The organism is Streptomyces sp. NPDC001750 (assembly GCF_042892615.1).
Taxonomy (GTDB): Bacteria; Actinomycetota; Actinomycetes; order Streptomycetales; family Streptomycetaceae; genus Streptomyces.
In genome coordinates this window covers 84,448-100,340 of sequence record NZ_JBIAUE010000016.1, presented here as the reverse complement: position 1 = coordinate 100,340, position 15,893 = coordinate 84,448, and the positions used below count along the sequence as shown (strand labels likewise).

Annotated in this window: 15 protein-coding genes; 7 read left to right on the top strand and 8 right to left on the bottom strand. The window is 72.7% G+C overall.

The window, feature by feature from the left end; genetic code table 11:
- Positions 1-78 precede the first annotated feature (78 nt).
- The 6 genes from ACFYY6_RS23830 to ACFYY6_RS23805 all read right to left on the bottom strand — a co-directional run bounded on the left by ACFYY6_RS23830 (position 79) and on the right by ACFYY6_RS23805 (position 6,252).
- Positions 79-1,425: a 6-phospho-beta-glucosidase gene (locus ACFYY6_RS23830; protein WP_351522485.1), complete on the bottom strand. Its 1,347-nt coding sequence runs from the start codon at positions 1,423-1,425 to the stop codon at positions 79-81.
- 102 nt (positions 1,426-1,527) lie between these two features.
- Entirely contained in the window at positions 1,528-3,186 is a 1,659-nt protein-coding gene (locus ACFYY6_RS23825; protein ID WP_389195007.1) for a cytochrome P450, read from the bottom strand.
- A 79-nt stretch (positions 3,187-3,265) separates the two neighbouring features.
- Complete coding sequence (locus ACFYY6_RS23820) at positions 3,266-3,880, bottom strand: ATP/GTP-binding protein (protein ID WP_351522483.1); 615 nt, start codon at positions 3,878-3,880, stop codon at positions 3,266-3,268.
- On the bottom strand, positions 3,861-4,232 hold the full coding sequence (locus tag ACFYY6_RS23815) for a DUF742 domain-containing protein (RefSeq protein WP_351522482.1): 372 nt from the start codon (positions 4,230-4,232) through the stop codon (positions 3,861-3,863). The genes ACFYY6_RS23820 and ACFYY6_RS23815 overlap by 20 nt, the downstream gene beginning before the upstream one ends.
- The gene (locus ACFYY6_RS23810; protein ID WP_351522481.1) at positions 4,229-4,636 is read right to left on the bottom strand and encodes a roadblock/LC7 domain-containing protein; all 408 of its coding nucleotides are present in this window, start codon (positions 4,634-4,636) and stop codon (positions 4,229-4,231) included. The genes ACFYY6_RS23815 and ACFYY6_RS23810 overlap by 4 nt, the downstream gene beginning before the upstream one ends.
- Complete coding sequence (locus tag ACFYY6_RS23805) at positions 4,633-6,252, bottom strand: ATP-binding protein (protein ID WP_351522479.1); 1,620 nt, start codon at positions 6,250-6,252, stop codon at positions 4,633-4,635. Before ACFYY6_RS23805 ends, ACFYY6_RS23810 begins: the two co-directional genes overlap by 4 nt.
- A 614-nt stretch (positions 6,253-6,866) precedes the next feature.
- On the opposite strand from ACFYY6_RS23805, the gene ACFYY6_RS23800 reads away from it, so the two are divergent.
- Positions 6,867-7,790, top strand: coding sequence for an IclR family transcriptional regulator (locus tag ACFYY6_RS23800; RefSeq protein WP_386609067.1), 924 nt, complete (start codon positions 6,867-6,869; stop codon positions 7,788-7,790).
- A 95-nt stretch (positions 7,791-7,885) separates the two neighbouring features.
- On the opposite strand, the gene ACFYY6_RS23795 is transcribed toward ACFYY6_RS23800, so the two are convergent.
- Both ACFYY6_RS23795 and ACFYY6_RS23790 read right to left on the bottom strand, forming a co-directional pair.
- Entirely contained in the window at positions 7,886-8,392 is a 507-nt protein-coding gene (locus ACFYY6_RS23795) for a MarR family transcriptional regulator (RefSeq protein ID WP_351522475.1), read from the bottom strand.
- On the bottom strand, positions 8,389-10,056 hold the full coding sequence (locus tag ACFYY6_RS23790; protein ID WP_386609072.1) for an FUSC family protein: 1,668 nt from the start codon (positions 10,054-10,056) through the stop codon (positions 8,389-8,391). The genes ACFYY6_RS23795 and ACFYY6_RS23790 overlap by 4 nt, the downstream gene beginning before the upstream one ends.
- 343 nt (positions 10,057-10,399) lie before the next feature.
- Here ACFYY6_RS23790 and ACFYY6_RS23785 point away from each other — a divergent pair, with 343 nt between their 5' ends.
- The 6 genes from ACFYY6_RS23785 (at position 10,400) to ACFYY6_RS23760 (ending at position 15,814) form a co-directional block, all read left to right on the top strand.
- On the top strand, positions 10,400-10,597 hold the full coding sequence (locus ACFYY6_RS23785) for a hypothetical protein (protein ID WP_351522473.1): 198 nt from the start codon (positions 10,400-10,402) through the stop codon (positions 10,595-10,597).
- A 271-nt stretch (positions 10,598-10,868) separates the two neighbouring features.
- The gene (gene pcaB, locus ACFYY6_RS23780) at positions 10,869-12,245 is read left to right on the top strand and encodes a 3-carboxy-cis,cis-muconate cycloisomerase (protein ID WP_351522471.1); all 1,377 of its coding nucleotides are present in this window, start codon (positions 10,869-10,871) and stop codon (positions 12,243-12,245) included.
- A gap of 212 nt (positions 12,246-12,457) precedes the next feature.
- A complete protein-coding gene (locus tag ACFYY6_RS23775) occupies positions 12,458-12,889 on the top strand; it encodes a hypothetical protein (RefSeq protein WP_389195003.1) in 432 nt (143 codons plus the stop codon).
- 100 nt (positions 12,890-12,989) lie between these two features.
- The gene (locus ACFYY6_RS23770) at positions 12,990-13,640 is read left to right on the top strand and encodes a DUF3105 domain-containing protein (protein WP_386609064.1); all 651 of its coding nucleotides are present in this window, start codon (positions 12,990-12,992) and stop codon (positions 13,638-13,640) included.
- Positions 13,637-14,278, top strand: a complete 642-nt coding sequence (locus tag ACFYY6_RS23765) for a DUF305 domain-containing protein (RefSeq protein WP_388648888.1) — start codon at positions 13,637-13,639, stop codon at positions 14,276-14,278. Before ACFYY6_RS23770 ends, ACFYY6_RS23765 begins: the two co-directional genes overlap by 4 nt.
- 294 nt (positions 14,279-14,572) lie before the next feature.
- Complete coding sequence (locus ACFYY6_RS23760) at positions 14,573-15,814, top strand: ROK family protein (RefSeq protein WP_351522467.1); 1,242 nt, start codon at positions 14,573-14,575, stop codon at positions 15,812-15,814.
- The last annotated feature ends 79 nt before the right edge of the window (positions 15,815-15,893 follow it).

The following is a 15,893-nucleotide window of genomic DNA, read 5'->3' as shown; positions in this document are numbered from 1 at the left end:
CTTGCGACGCACCGCACCGGACGCCGCGAGCTTCCCGGCAATCCTTTCCGGCCACAGCACTAAGTGCCGCTCCCAGCACTACGGGCGGTCGAGGTAGCGGAGACCGGGGTGGACCTTCAGGTATCCGTCGACGAGTCGTTCGGCGACGCTCACCGAGTCGACCAGCGGGTGCAGCGCGAACGCCTTCACAGCGGCGGCGCGCGAGCCGCTGTCCGCCGCGTCGAGCACGGCGCGCTCGACGGCCTTGACCGCGGTGACCAGGCCGACGGCGTGGTACGGGAGCGGGTCGACCGCGACGGGATGGGCTCCGCCCGCGTCGACCAGGCAGGGCACCTCGATGACGGCGTCCGCATCAAGCACGGAGAGCGTCGTGCGGTTGCGGACGTTGAGGATGAGCGAGGTCCGTTCGTTGCGGGCGACGGCCCGCATGAGGCCGAGCGCCACCTTCTCGTACCCGCCGGAGTCCAGATCGCTCTGGTCGCGGTCACCGGCCCCGGCGGCCTCCCGGTTCTCCGACATGTACGTGGCCTCGCGTTCGGCGCGGGTGCGGTTCCACGCCGTCAGGGCGGGAGTGTCCGGGTCCTTCATACGGGCGTAGAAGCCCTCCTGCTGCTCGCGGAGGAAGGCGCCCCGGGTCTGCTCGGCGGCCTGGTATGCGCGTACGGCTTCCCGGTTGAAGTAGTAGTAGTGCAGGTACTCATTGGGGACGGCGCCCAGCGACCGGATCCAGTCGGCGCCGAAGAGCCTCCCCTCCTCGAAGGACCCGAGGAGTCCGGGATCCGCCAGCAGCCGCGGAAGCTCGTCGCGCCCGTCGACGCGCAGGCCGCGGACCCAGCCCAGGTGGTTGAGGCCGACGTAGTCGATCCAGGCCCGGTCGGGGTCGGCGCCCAGGAGCCGGGCCAGACGTCGGCCGAGGCCCACCGGGGAGTCGCAGATGCCGATGACGCGGTCGCCCAGATGGCGGGCCATGGCCTCGGTGACCAGTCCGGCCGGGTTGGTGAAGTTGATGACCCAGGCGTCCGGGGCGAGCCGTGCGATGCGTTGTGCGAGGTCGACGGCGACGGGAACGGTGCGCAGCCCGTATGCGATGCCGCCCGCGCCGACCGTCTCCTGTCCGAGGACGCCTTCGTCGAGGGCGACGCGTTCGTCGGCAGCCCGGCCCGCGAGTCCGCCGACGCGGATCGCGGAGAAGACGAAGTCCGCGCCCCGGAGGGCGTCGTCGAGCTCGGTGGTGGCGGTGACGACGGGGGCGTCGGGGACGTCCACGGCCTGTTCGCGAAGGACCCGGGCGACGGCGGCGAGCCGGTCGGCGTCCGTGTCGTGGAGGGTGACCGCCGAGACGCGGCCCTCGGCGTGATCGGCGAGGAGCGCCCCGTAGACGAGTGGAACCCGGAATCCGCCGCCGCCCAGAATTGTCAGCTTCACGCTTCCGCATGGTACGGGGACGGGAGCGGGCCCGGGGCGGGCCCGCGGCGCGGGGACGGCCGCGCCCCGTGTCCCCCGGCGGCCCTCCCGGGCACCCCATGGTCAGTCGCCGCTCCACCACCGCGAGACGACACGCCACAGCCGCGCCGGGGCGGACTCACCGCGCTGCTGCGGGATCCGGTCGGCCGCCGGTCCGGTGGGAGCGGGCGCGTCCCGGGACGTGTCGACGGCCGCCGCCGTCGAGTCCGTCACCCCCGTCCCAGGAGCGGACGCACGGATCGGAGCGGTGGAGGGGACAGAGGTGGGGGAAGGAGCGGAGCCGGGTCCGGAGGACGAGGCGGGTGCCGGTGCGGGCACCGGCGCCCGGCCCGCGTCGCGGTCGGGTGTGGGACCGGTGTGCCGGACGGTCGTCTGCACCTCCCAGTCCTGGCGCGGCGAGTGCGGCTTGCCCATGGACGGCGGTTCCTTGTCGTCCTGGGGCGGGCGGGCGGCGAAGTCCGCCGGGAGCTCCACCAGATGCCTGCTCATGATGTTCCCGATCCACCGCAGTTCGCCCTCGTCCACGGCGAGTTCGAGGTCGGGAAGCCGCATCAGCAGCGCGTCGACGCCGACGTCGGCGATAGCACGCCCGATGTCCTGTCCGGGGCACTCGTGGGGGCCGCCGCTGAACGCGAGATGGGCCCGGTTGCCCACCATGTCGGCGCCGAGGTCGGGCCGCACCACCGGGTCGGCGTTGGCGGGCGCGATCCCGACGATCAGGGCATCACCCGCCCTGATCTGCTTGCCGCCCAGTTCGGTGTCACCGACCGCCCACCGGCCGAAGACCGCGGTGAACGGTGGTTCGTCCCACAGCGTCTGCTCGACCGCCTCGGGCACCGTCATGTGACCGCCGCTCAGCCTGGCCCGGAAGCGGGGGTCGGTGAGCACCATGCGCAGGACGTTGGCGATCAGGTTGGCGGTCGCCTCGTAGGAGGCGATGAGGATCAACCGGAGGTGTTCGCTGACCTCCTGGTCGTTCAGCCCCGCGGGGTGCTCGACGAGCCAGGTGGCGAAGTCGTCCGCGGGATCGCGCCGACGGCGCTTGACGAGCCGGGTCAGCACGTCCGAGACGTAGGCGTTGCTCGCGACGGCGGTCGCCGTGCCCCGGATCATGTCGCGGGCGGCCTGGACCATCCGGTCGTTGTACTCCTCGGGCATGCCGAGGACCGCGCACATGACCATCATCGGCAGCCGCTCGGCGAACCGGCCGACCAGGTCGACATGGCCTTCCTGGCAGAACTCGTTGACGAGCCGGTTGCTGTAGCGGTTGATGTGGCGGCGCACCCCACGGGTGTCGATGCGCGCCATGCTGTCGGTGACCGCGCCGCGCTGGCGTTCATGGGTGGCGCCGTCGGCGAACACGCAGATCGGCTGCCAGGTGAAGATCGGGGCCAGGGGGTGGTCCGCGGCGACGGTGCCGTCCTGCAGGGCCCGCCAGCGCCGCGAGTCCCGGGAGAACTGCGAGGGCGTACGGGTCATGTGCAGGTTCTCGCTGTGTCCGAGGACCAGCCAGGCGGGTACGTCCCCGTGCAGCAGCACGGGCGCCACGGTGCCGTGTTCGGCGCGCAGCTTGTCGTACAGCCCATGGGGGTCCCGCTCGGCCTCCGGGCCGTAGAGCCGGCGGATTCCGCCGGGGCCGATGCCGAGGCCGCGGGCCGGGCACTCGGGGGGCGGAACCGGCCCCCGGGCCGCTCCGGGCTCGTAGTGGAAGGGGGTTGTCACGATCGCTCCAGGGATCAGGATTCCCGAGAATCCGGACGGATGGGACGCGCGGGGGGTGTGTGGCGGGGGTGGCGTGCGGTCAGGCGAGCGGGAGAGCCAGACTGTGCAGGTAACGCATCAGGGTCATCAGCACGTCGCGACCGGAGCCGCGCAGCCGGGCGTCGCAGTCGATCATCGGGACCTCTTCGGGCAGGTCCAGGGCGCTGCGCAGCGCCTCGACGGGGTGCTTCGGGGCGTCGGGGAAGGTGTTGATGGCGACGACGAACGGCACTCCGCGCTCCTCCAGCCGGCCGATGACGTCGAAGCTGACCTCGAGGCGGCGGGTGTCGATGAGGACAACCGCGCCGAGGGCGCCTTCGAACAGGCCGTTCCACAGGAACCAGAACCGTTCCTGGCCGGGGGTTCCGAACAGATAGAGGATCAGTTCCTCGCTGATGGAGATCCGCCCGAAGTCCATGGCGACGGTGGTGGCGGTCTTGCTCTCCACCCCGTAGTTGTCGTCCACGCCGACCCCGGCCTGCGTCATGGTCTCTTCGGTGGTCAGCGGCCGGATCTCGCTGACGGATCCGACCATGGTCGTCTTGCCGACCCCGAACCCGCCGACGATCACGACCTTCACCGCGGCCGTGGCCGTGGTGGGAAGGACGTCCTCGCGCCGGGGGCCGGCGATCGTGTCAGAGCTTCTGAAGTCCATGCATCACCGCTTCGAGAAGGGACCTGTCCGGGAGGGTGGCGCGAACGATGGGTGCGCGCGATTCGATGAGGTCGGTCACGAGGAGTTCCGTGAGGAGCGACGTCACCACGCTGAAGGGCAGAGCCAGGTACGCCGAGATCTCGGCGACGGATAACGGGGCCTGGCAGAGCCGCAGGATCACGGCCTGCTCCGGCTGGACCGTCGGCGTCGGCTCGGCCTTCGCCACGATCATCGTCACCAGGTCGAGCGCGGCACGCTCGCTTCCGTCGGGATCGCCGGTGAGCACGTACAACCGTTCCGGATCGCTCAGCACCGGGTCGGCCGTTCTGCGTTCTCGTCGGGGCGGGTTCATCCGCCCTGCCTGTCATGGCGAGGGGGGCTCGTCAGATGGGCGCCGATCCTGACGACCATGTCGCGCATCCGCGCCCCGACGAGTCCGGCGTCGACGGTCTCACCGGCCAGGACCGCGAGGTAGGCGCCGGTTCCGGCCGCCATCATGTAGAAGAAGCCGCCGGTGACCTCGATGACGACCAGGCGCATGATGCCGTCGCTGTAGGGGATCTCGGTGGCGACGGCGGCGGCCAGGCTCTGCAGTCCGGCGCAGGCCGCCGCGAGGCGGTCGGCGACATCGGGGTCGCCGCCGTGCTGGGCGATGCGCAGTCCGTCGGCGGACAGCACCACGATCTGGTGGATGTCCGGCACGTCCTCGGCCAGTTCCTTGAGCATCCAGTCCATGTTTCCCCGCTGCTGGATCACTTCAGGTCTCCCTTGTCCCAGGCGTCGTCAGAGTCTTCGTCGGTCTTCGGCTCCTGCGGCACGCCGTTGACGGCGTTGGTGAAGGCCTCCAGCCAGAGCCCGGGCGGCTGTTCCCGGTTGCCGTCACCTCCTGGACCGTGTCCGTGCCCGTGGCCGTTGACATGGCCGTTGCGCTGTGCCGGAGCGGGGTCGACGGGCTGCGCGGGAAGGTTGTGCGAGCCCAGGGGGGCGCGACCGCGGCTGCGGCGTTGCGGGAGGCCGCCGGCGGTCCACTCGGTGACCACGGGGACGTCGTCCTCCATGGCGGCCGCGGGCACGGCCGGCCGGATGGCGGGCGCGACCGGGCCGGTGGCCGGGCGCTGGGCCACGGGGCGCGGCTTGCGCCGGGCCGGCACGACGTGCTTCATGGCCTCCTGGTCGATGTCGCTGGTGGGCCGCGAGGTGGCGCCGATGCCGTGGGCGATGCCGGGAGCCGGGCCGGTGGTGATCATGGCGCGGGGCACGATGAGGACCGCCCGGACACCGCCGTACGCGGACTGGCGCAGAGAGACCTGGAGGTCGTACATCCGGGAGAGACGGCCGACGACGGCCATGCCCAGCCGCGGGGACTCGCCGAGGTCGTTCATGCTGGAGCCCGCCTGGGCCCTGGCGAGCATGTTCTCCGCGCGGGCGCGGGCCTCCTCGCTCAGCGAGACTCCGCCGTCCTCGATCTCGATGGCGATGCCGGTCTGCACCTCGACGGCGGTGACGTGGACCCGTGTCTGCGGCGGCGAGTACCGGGTGGCGTTGTCGAGGAGTTCGGCACAGGCGTGGATGAGCGGTTCGACGGCGGTGCCGATGATGGCGACCTTCGCGATGGAGTGCAGATCGACCCGCGGGTACTCCAGGATCCGGGACATGGCACCGCGCAGAACGCTGAACAGCGGTACGGGCTTGGGCCATTGACGGCTGGGCCGGGCACCGCCGAGCACCGCGATGGAGTCGGCGAGACGGCCGATCAGCGCGGTGCCGTGGTCGATGCGGAGCAGGTCGTCGAAGACGTCGGGGTTGCGTCCGTGGTGCTCCTCCATCTCGCGCAGTTCGCTCGCCTGCCGGTGGACGATCGCCTGTACGCGGCGGGCGACGTTGACGAAGGCACGCTGCGCGGAGTCGCGCAGCGCCTCTTCGTTGTCGATGATGTTCAGCACCTTGTAGACCAAGGAACGCTGGGCCTCGGGCAGATCTCGGTAGCGCTCGTCCGCGTCGACGACGTCCCGGAGCACCTCCTCGGGCGAATTGCCCACGCGCAGCCGGTGGATGGCGGCGGGCAGGAGTTCCCTGCCGATCCGCACGGTCTCGTCGTCATGGGCCGCGATGCGCCGCTCCAGGTCGGCGAAGCGCCGCTCGTACGCCGCGCGCTGGTTGCGCATGTCACGTGCGCGCCGGGCGAGTTGAACGGTGAGCGCGGCGATCAGGACGGTGGCGAGCGCGCCGCACCAGATGACTGGTATCCGCGCGGCCCCGGACAACAGCGCCGCCGCGGCGGCGGTCGCGCCACCGCACAGGACCACGGGCAGCAACACGGCTCGAACGACGGGTGCTTCCCGTTCGGTCGGTGGTGATTCGACACGGACCATCTAGAACCTCGGGCGGTTGATTCGGGAGATATGAGCGCCAGCCTGGACAGTTGAGAACAAGTACTCGAATTCATCTCAACTCGACTGCGCTGCGCGTGAGCTTAGTCAGATCGAATCAGCGCCTCAGCACATTCATCCAACCCTCTGCGCGAACGCTCGCGCGGTAATACACTCACGAGTTTTCCTACACAGCGCCTCCGAGCGTGCACAACGAGTGACGGGTGGCCGAATCCGGTGCGTTTCGGAGCCTTGCGTACCGCACAGAAGGACGGATGCGCGCCACACCGACCCCGCGTCCCGACGAAACGGGCCGGATTGACAGGGAACATGGCACCATGACGGCTCAACCATTCAGCCAGAAACGTCCGTTGCCGTCCTCCTCAATGGGACAAGACCACTTGTGATCGAAGCCGATCGAAAGGTGCACATTCATGACTGAACGGCTCAGCGCGGCAGAGTGAGTCACGCTGTGACGGAGGCCCCGTCGGGCACCGGCCACCAGGTCGACCGGACCGACATCCCGCAGGCCGCCGCGGTCCTCACCACCGACCGCGGCCCCGACCGGGGCGCACCCGGGCGGCGCGAGCGCCCGGCGGAACGCGAACTTCACCCCTATGGGCCAGCCGGACCCGCAGACGACCTCGTACACGAAGGCGGTACGCCGGCCGCACCGCACCCGCGCCCGGCCCGGCGACGAACCCGCACCCCGGACCGGAACCCGCGTCCGGACGCAGGACGGCGCGGGGCAGCAGAACAGAGCGGAACAGGAGAACGGATACGCCATGGAGCGAACACGGCGCTACACGATCGAATCGCTGGACACCGGGCTACGGCTCATACAGCTGTTCCTCGCCCACGACCGGCTGACCGTCTCGGAAGCGGCCGCGCTGCTCTCCGTCGGCCGGTCGACCGCCCATCGGGTGCTCAGCACCCTGGAGGGCCGCGGTTTCGCGGTACGGGACTCCTCGGGGCGCGGCTACACGGCCGGGCCCGAACTGGTCCGGCTCGGCCTCCCGGCCGGTTTCGGCGCGGCGGCCCGGCGACGGCTCGGGGCCGTGCTGGACGACGCGGCCCGGCGTACCGGCGAGACGGTGCAGAGCGCGGCACTGATCGGGGACCAGATCATCGTCACGGACGGGCGCGAGTCGCCGCATCCGGTACGAGCGACGCTGGAGCTGGGCCGTACCCGCCCGGCGCACGCCACCGCGGGCGGCAAGCTGCTGCTCTCGTCGCTGACGGAGGAACAGGTGCGAGCCCTGTACCCCGGGGAGGAGTTGCCGGGATACACGTCCGCGACGCTCACCACTCGGTCCGCGCTGCTCGCGGAACTCGCCCTCGTCCGTTCCCGGGGATACGCCGTCAGCCGCGGGGAGTCGGTCCCGGGGCTGCACACCGTGGCCGTTCCGCTGGCCGGGTCGAGCCGGCGGGACCGGCTCGCGCTGGTGGCGTCGGGGCCCGCCGACCGGGGCGAGGACGGGGCCCTGCTGCACCGGGCCGAGGAACTGCGCCGGTCCGTCGTACTGCTGGACGTGACCTGACGCCGTCGGCCGAGGCACCGGACCCCCTCAGCCCTCACCCCCTCTCCCCGGCTCCCGGCTCCCGGCTCCCGGCTCCCGGCTCCCGGCTCCCGGCCTCAGCGTCGGCCGCCGCCGATGCGCCCCTCCAGCTGCACCAGCAACTCGCTGAGCTGGGCGCTGAGCCGGGCGCGGGACTGCTCGTCGAGACCCGACAGCACCGAGCGCTCGTACGCCAACTGCCGCGGCAGCAACCGGTCGACGAGCGCACCGCCCTCCTCGGTGAGGCGGACATGGGCGACGCGGCGGTCGCGCTCGTCGCCGCGCCGGTCGACCAGTCCGCGTTCCTGCAGGACACGCAACCTCTTGGTGACGGCGGCACCGGAGGAGAACGTCTCCCTGGCCAGCTCCCCGGGGGTCAGCTCATGGTCCGTACGGCGCAGGGCACCGAGCACGTCGAACTCGGCACGGGTCAGTCCGGCGGCGCGCAGCGGAGCGTCCTCCGCCTGCTGGAGCAGGGCCGCACAGCGGTTGATGCGGCCGATGAGTTCCATGGGTCCGGTGTCCAGCTCCGGGTTGACGGCCTGCCATTGCCGTACCACCGAGGCGACGATGTCGTCGGTCACACCGCTCCGTTCTCCTGGGCCGGGGCGATCAGCCCCCGCCGTGTCGCTGTAGCCGCGAGCGTACGGTGTCCCGCCTGCTCGGCCGCGAGGACCTGTTCCTGGGGCAGGGCGCGCTGCCACCACTCGCCGGCCGCCGCGTCGTCGGCCTCGCGCAGTTCGACGAGCGATCCGGTGAGCCGGCGGCGCGCGGCGTCGAGGGCGGCGGGGGTGGGCTGCGGGGCGGCGAGCGCGTGGACGGCGTGGGCCCGGGCCCGGTGCGTGTCGGCCAGGGCCTGCTCCAGGCGCCCGGTGGCCCGGCGGTTGGTGACCGCCATGGCTGCGAGCAGACCCATGGCGGCGCCGATCACGGTGTCGAGCACCCGGTCGCCGATCAGTTCGCCGGCCGGGTACGTTCCGCCGAACTCCATGACCAGCAGGGCCATCGGCGTGACGGCGACGGAGCCCAGCCAGTAGTTGCGGGTGATCAGGGCCTCCGCCGCGAAGTTGAAGAACAGGCAGCAGCCGATCAGGGCGAGGGGCGAGACCCGGCTGAGCGGCAGGACGGCCGCGAACACGAGGACGCCCAGCAGATTGCCGAGGGTGCGCTGGAGTGCGCGGTTCCAGGACAGCGACACATTGGCCTGGTAGAGGGCGGCGGCGGTGACGATCGCCCAGTACGGGCGGCCGACGCCGGCCGCCTGGGAGACATATCCGGCCAGGGCGCAGCCCACGAGCGCGCGGACGCCGATGGGCAGCAGCGGGGAGCCCGGGGCGAGCCTGCGCAGCAGGGCGCGCCGGGCCTCGCGGCGCCCTCCGGCGCGGCGGGCGGCCCGCTCGGCGTCGATGCCGAACAGTTCCTCGGACGTGCCGGGGGCCGGGGGCGGCGCGGGAACCGGGCCACGGCCCCGGGTCTGGCGCGCCCAGTCGCGGAGCCGGTCGGGGCCGGGTGCGGCGGGGGCGGCCGGGCCGCCGCCCGGAAGTCCCCCGGCGAGGGCGGCCTCGGCATGGACGACGAGGCGTTCGAGCGCCCGGCGTGCGGAGGTGGGGCGTCCGGAGGCGAGGAGCGACTGCCAGGCGCCGTGCACGGCGGCGACAGCGGCGTGCCGGGTCCGATCGCCGGGGTGGTCGGCGTACGCCGCGGCGGCATCGAGGGCCCGGGCGGTCGCCCGGCGTTCCGGACCCTCTCTGCGGATCAGCGCGGGCGCGAGCGTCACCAGCCAGGAGACCACCCCCGCGGCCAGCACCAGCGCGAGATGGCCGGGCACCTGACCGAGGCGCTGCGGCCCGAAGAGCGCGGCCGACGTGACGAAGGTGAAGATCACCGGCCCGGGCGGACCGATGCGGGTGGCGTCGCAGAGGATCTTCTGCACGGCCGCGAGCAGTGCGCCCACCGCGATCAGCACGGCGGTGGACCCGGTGAGCGAGGCCGCGACCAGGGAGACCGCCATGCCGATGACCATCGCGAGCACGACGCCCGCGACCGCCCGGGCGCGGCGGGCGTACGGCAGGTTGTGTCCGTACAGCGCGCAGAGCGAACCGGCCATCGTGTACATCACGAGGTCCAGCCGGTCGACGGCGAACAGCGTCAGGTTCGGCACCGCCGAGGCGACGACCACGCTCGTCGCCGGTTTGAACCACATGTCCGAGGGGCGGACGAGGCGCAGCGGCGCCACCAGCGGGAACATGCGCACGGAACGCCGTGCGGATCGGATGGTCGCGTTACTCACCCCAAATACTTTAGCAGGTATTACACCCGTAAAATACTTCCGCCGCCGGGGACACGGACGCCGCCGACGAACAGGTGAGGTCGGCGGGCGGTTCGCTCCTGATGGGCCCGCTGGGCGTGTTCGACGAGGGACGGTTCGCGATGGCCGCGGACCCTCCGGGGCGGCCTTCTCGCTGTGGCAGGCGCGCGCCGTCGCGGGCTTCGAGCGACTGAACGCGCCCGGCGCGCTGGGCTGGGTCGAACTCGTCACCCATGAGGCCGAACCGGCGCCGGCTTTCTACCCGGAGGTCCTCGGATGGGCGGTGAACACCGCTTCGGAGAAGTATCCGCGGTGGAGCCTGGCCGGGAAGAACTTCGGCGGTCCGGTGGTCATGGACGACGCGTTCGCCGCCTACCGGTCGGCCGACTGGCTGCCGTACTTCGGGGTGGCGGACGTGGACACGGCGGCTGCCACCGCCCACGAGCGTTCGGGAGGGGCCGCGGATCGCGGTGGTCCGTGACCCGCAGGGCGCGGCCTTCGGCATCCACCGGACGGGTGACGAGGGCCGAGCACCACCCTGCGGGACGTGGTCCGGCGGGTCTCCTGTCCTGGGGCGTGTATTCGAGAGTCCCGTCCGGCCTTCGGGCGGACGACGCCACTTTGGCGACACACCCTGAACCGCGACCGCCGCGCGCCGGTTCCGCCTTCGGTGTCCGATGGAAGCTCCTCCATCGGCGTCCGGCTGGCTTCGGCGCGCCGCAACGGTGACGAACGGTCTTCCTGGAGTTCAGTTGACGTACGAGAACGATGCCGGACTGCTCGCCCCCGAAAGGGCCGGCTCCCCCGCCGAGGCGGCCACCGGCGACGGCGCCTTCCTGCAGGCGATGCTCGACGCGGAGGCGGCCCTCACCCGCGCCCAGGCCGTCTGCCGGCTCGCGCCCGTCGAGGCCGGGCGCGCGGTGACGGCCGCGGCCGAGGCAAGCCGTTTCGACGTACGGGACCTGGCGCTGCGCGCCCGCGCGGTCGGCAATCCGGTCGTCCCGCTGGTCTCCGATCTGGTCGCAGCGGTCGAGCCGGAGGCCCGGCCGTACGTGCACCGGGGTGCGGGCAGCCAGGACATCCTGGACACGGCCGCCATGCTCGTCGCCGCGCGGACCCTGGCGGGGCTGCTCGACGATCTGACGCGGGCCGCGGACGCGGTGGCGCGGCTCGCGCTCGCGCACCGCAACACCCCGATGGCCGGCCGCACCCTCACCCAGCACGCCGTGCCGATCACCTTCGGACTGAAGGCGGCGGGGTGGCGCGCGCTGATCCTCGACGCCCGGGACCGGCTGTCGGCCGTGAGGGAATCGCTGCCCGTACAACTCGGTGGCGCGGCGGGAACGCTGGCCGCGTTCGACGTCCTCGCACCGCGGGAGGACGGGGACGACGCGGCTCTCGACGGCCACGGCCCCGGCATGCCGCTGCTCCAGGCGTTCGCGAGCGAGCTCGGTCTGGCCGAACCGCTACTGCCGTGGCACAGCCTGCGCACCCCGGTCGCCGATCTGGCGGGCGCGCTCGCCTTCACCGCGGGCGCCCTCGGCAAAATGGCCGCCGACGTGCTCATCCTGTCCCGCACCGAGATCGGCGAGGTGGCCGAGGGACACGGCGGCGACTCGTCCACGATGCCGCACAAGGCGAACCCTGTACGGGCCACGCTGATCGCGGCGGCCGCCCGACGCGCACCGGGTCTCGCGGCGACGCTGTACGGATCGCTGGCCGCCGGGGACGAACGGCCGGCCGGGGCCTGGCACGCCGAGTGGGAGCCGCTGCGCGAGCTGCTGAGGCTCGCTGGCGGGGCCGCGCGCGATGCCGCCGAACTCGCCGGGGGCCTGCGCGTCGTCCCATACGCCATGCGGGAGAACCTCCAGCTCACCGACGGGCTGATCGTCTCGGAGCGGCTGGCCGCCGTGTTCGCCGGCCGGATCGGCCGCGAGCGGGCCAGGGAGGTGCTGGTGAACGCCGCCGCGCGGGCCCGCGCGGAGACCACGGATCTGGCCGATGTCCTCACCGACGTCCTGGACGAGGAGCCGGAGCTCACCGGTCTCGACCTGGCCGAGCTGACGGAACCCGCCCGGTACACCGGCTGCGCGGGCCCGCTCACCGACCGGGCGCTCGACCGGGGGTGAGCACCGCCCGTCCCTGACGCGCGGGGGGCGTGCGCCCGGTCACCGACTCACGGGAGCGCGAACGACCCGGTCGTCGGCACGCACGGGCGGCTCGCGCCCGGTCACCGGCGCTCCAAGAGCGCGCATACGCCGCTCGGCACGCGGGGAACTTCCATCCGGGACCGCCCGACCCACCCGTCATTGAAAATTCACACACCTTTACGATGGCGAGGATGAACAGACCGAGCCGACCGATGCACCGACGAGGGCCGAGTGCGCCCGTGTCGGTGGTGCTGGGCTGGCTGTTCGTCCTGTGCGCCCTGGTCTCGTGCTGTTCGGTCCCGACCACGGGACCGGCCGGACACCACTTCGGCGCCGCCCGTGCCGAGGCCGCCGCCCGGGCCATGACACCGGCGCACCCGGCGGCCGTCGATACCGCGCTCGCGCTCTCCCCCGAGCAGCGCGGCGCGGGAAGCTCCTGCCACGGGAAGTCCGAGCACACGTCGCCCGTCGTGCTGCCCGGCCAGAGCGCACCCATGGCACTCCCCGGCTCGACCGCCACGGCGTCCGCCGCCCCGCTCACCGGCGCCGCCGCGATCCGCGGCCCGTCCAACGACGCCGTGCGCGAAGTCGACCACCTCCGTCTGCAGGTTCAACGGATCTAGAGGCAGGGCCCGTTCCCCCGGGACACCGGGGGGACGCTCCCCGGCATGCCCGAAGGCATGGCCCCGAACCTCATCCGTGCACAGAACCGAAGGACTTCCCATGGCTTCCGTCGAGAAACAGGACATCGTCGCCGCCGCCCGCCGCGCCAAGCTGGAGGAGGCCCGCCGCAGGGAGCGGGCCCGCGAGCGGCGCGTCCGCGTCGTCACCATCGCCGCATCCGTCGCCGTGATCGGCGCGCTCGTCGCGGGCGCCGGTTATCTGATGTCCGCAGCCGACGACAAGGAGAAGGCCGAGGCAGAGGTCGAGGCCGCCCCCGTCCAGGGCGAGCGGACCTGGGGCCGGCTCTCCCAGAACCACGTCGGAACCAAGGTCTCCTACCCGATGAACCCGCCGGTCGGAGGCGACCACGACCCGGTGTGGATGAACTGCGACGCGGACGTCTACACCGAGCCGATACCGAAGGAGAACGCCGTCCACTCCCTGGAGCACGGCGCGGTCTGGGTGACGTACACGAAGAAGGCGGACCCGGACGACGTGAAGAAGCTCGGCGAACGCGTCAAGGCGACGCCGTACTCCCTGATGAGCCCCGTCGAGGACCAGGCCGCCCCGCTCGTCCTCAGCGCGTGGGGCAAGCAGGTGACGGTGAAAAGCTCCGCCGACGCGCGGGTGGAGCAGTTCTTCACCAAGTACGTGCAGGGGCCGCAGACCCCGGAGCCGGGCGCCGCGTGCACGGGCGGGGTCGCCCGATGACCTCCTCGTCGCGTTCCTCGCGCACCCTGGCGGTGGCGGGCGGCGCGGTGCTGCTGGTGGCGTGGGGGCTCGTCGCGCTGATGCTCGCCGGGCGCTCCTCCGGGGACTCCGCCGAGCCACCGGCCGCGCCCGCGGAGACGTCGGCCGATGTCGGTTTCGCCCGGGACATGTCCATCCACCACCAGCAGGCGGTCGAGATGTCGTTCATCGTGCGGGACCGGACGTCCGACGTGGAGGTGCGCCGGCTCGCGTACGACATCATCAACACCCAGGCCAATCAGCGCGGCATGATGCTCGGCTGGCTGGAGATGTGGGGTCGGCCGAAGTCGTCCGGGGCTCCTGCCATGACGTGGATGGGACACACCTTCACGCCCAGGGGTGACGGTTCCCTGATGCCGGGCATGGCCACCGACACCGAACTCGACGCGCTGCAAAAGGCCGAGGACCGGGACGCCGAGGTGCTGTATCTGAAGCTGATGACGGCACATCACCGTTCGGGGGCGGAGATGGCGCGGGCGGCGGCCGACGCGGCCGGCACCGAGGAGATCAAGAACCTGGCGGCGGGCATGGTCCGGGGCCAGCAGTCGGAGATCGGGCTCATGGCGGACATGCTCAAGGAGCGTGGCGCGCCGGCCTGAGCGCCGGATCCCGCCGCACACACCGGTCGCCCGGCCGCTCACGCGGGCGCGCGCCGGTGTGTGCGGGCGCGCAGGCGGTGCGCGCGGCGGATCGGGTGTTCCCGCACGCTCGCGGATCACTCGTCTCCCGTACCCAGGTCGCCTGTCTCCCCCGTCTGGCCACTCGTCTCCCGTACGCGAGGCACCCGTCCGTCCGTACGCGGGCGCCGCTGTCCCGGACCCGGGTCGCCGCGTCCCGCCATACGCGGATGGCGCCACTTTTCGTACAAGGGATCGCATAGGCTCGGCCCCGACATGAAGCGCAACCTCGCACCGCTGGGGCCGAAGGCCGACCAGGACACCGTGCGCCGGAGCAACCTCAGCCTGGTGCTGCGGGCCGTCCGTGACGAGGGCGAGGCGACGAGGGCCGGGGTCGCCGCCCGGGTGGGGCTGACCCGCGCGGCCGTGTCCTCGCTCGTCGAACAACTCCTCGGCCTCGGGTTCCTGACCGAGTACGGCAAGACGTTCAGCGGGCAGGCGGGGCGCCCCGGCACCGCGCTCGGGGTGGCCCGCACGGGACCGGCCGGGCTCGGGGTGGAGGTCAACATCGACTACGTGTCGGTGTGCGTCGTGGACCTGGCGGGCACCGACCGGGTACGCCTCACCGAGCACCTGGACAACCGCGGCGCACCCCCCGCGCAGGTACTGGCGCGGGCGGCCGAAATCGCCGCAGGCGCCCTGGCGTCGGCGCACGAGCAGGGGCTGTCCCCGGTCGGGGCCACGCTCGCCCTGCCCGGCCTGGTCTCCGGCGGCACGGTGCGTCAGGCGCCCAACCTGGGCTGGAACCGGGTCCCGGCCGAGGAACTCTTCGCCGCCTCGCTCGCCGACCGGCGGCCCGGGCACGGAGCACTGCCGGTGTCCTCGGAGAACGAGGCCAATCTGGCCGCCCTCGCCGAGTTGTGGTTCGGCTCGCCGGGCACGGTCCGAAGCTTCCTTCATGTGACGGGCGAGATCGGCGTCGGCGGCGCCCTGGTCGTCGACGGTGAACTCCTGCGCGGGGCCCACGGGTTCGCCGGGGAGATCGGGCACGTGGTGGTGGACGCGGCGGGCCCGGAGTGCCGGTGCGGCTCGCGCGGCTGTCTGGAACGGTACGCGGGGCAGGCGGCACTGCTGCGGGCCGCGGGCATCGAGGAGCCCGGTGCCGGAGCCGGGGTCGCCGAACTGGAACGGCGCGCGCGGGCCGGTGACGGCCGGGCGGTGGCCGCGGTCACGGAGGCCGGGCGGATGCTGGGGCGGGTGCTGTCGGGGGCGGTGAACCTGCTCGACCCGGACGCGGTGGTGCTCGGCGGAATCTACCGGGGCCTGATGCCGTGGCTGTCCCCGCCCGTGGCCGAGGAGCTGTGCGCGCGGGTGGTGTCCGGGCTCTGGTCCCCGGAGAACGGGCGGCTGCGCGCCGCGTCCGAGGCGAGCGACGCGGCGCGGGGCGCGGCGGCCCAGGTGACGGCGAAGGTGCTCGCCGACCCGGCGGCGTACGCCGGGGACCGGACCACCGGCTGACCGGCGCGGCGCGCGCGTCGCGCACCTCGCACGCGCCCCGCGCGACCGCCGGGCAGGACCCGCCCGCGACGACGGGCGG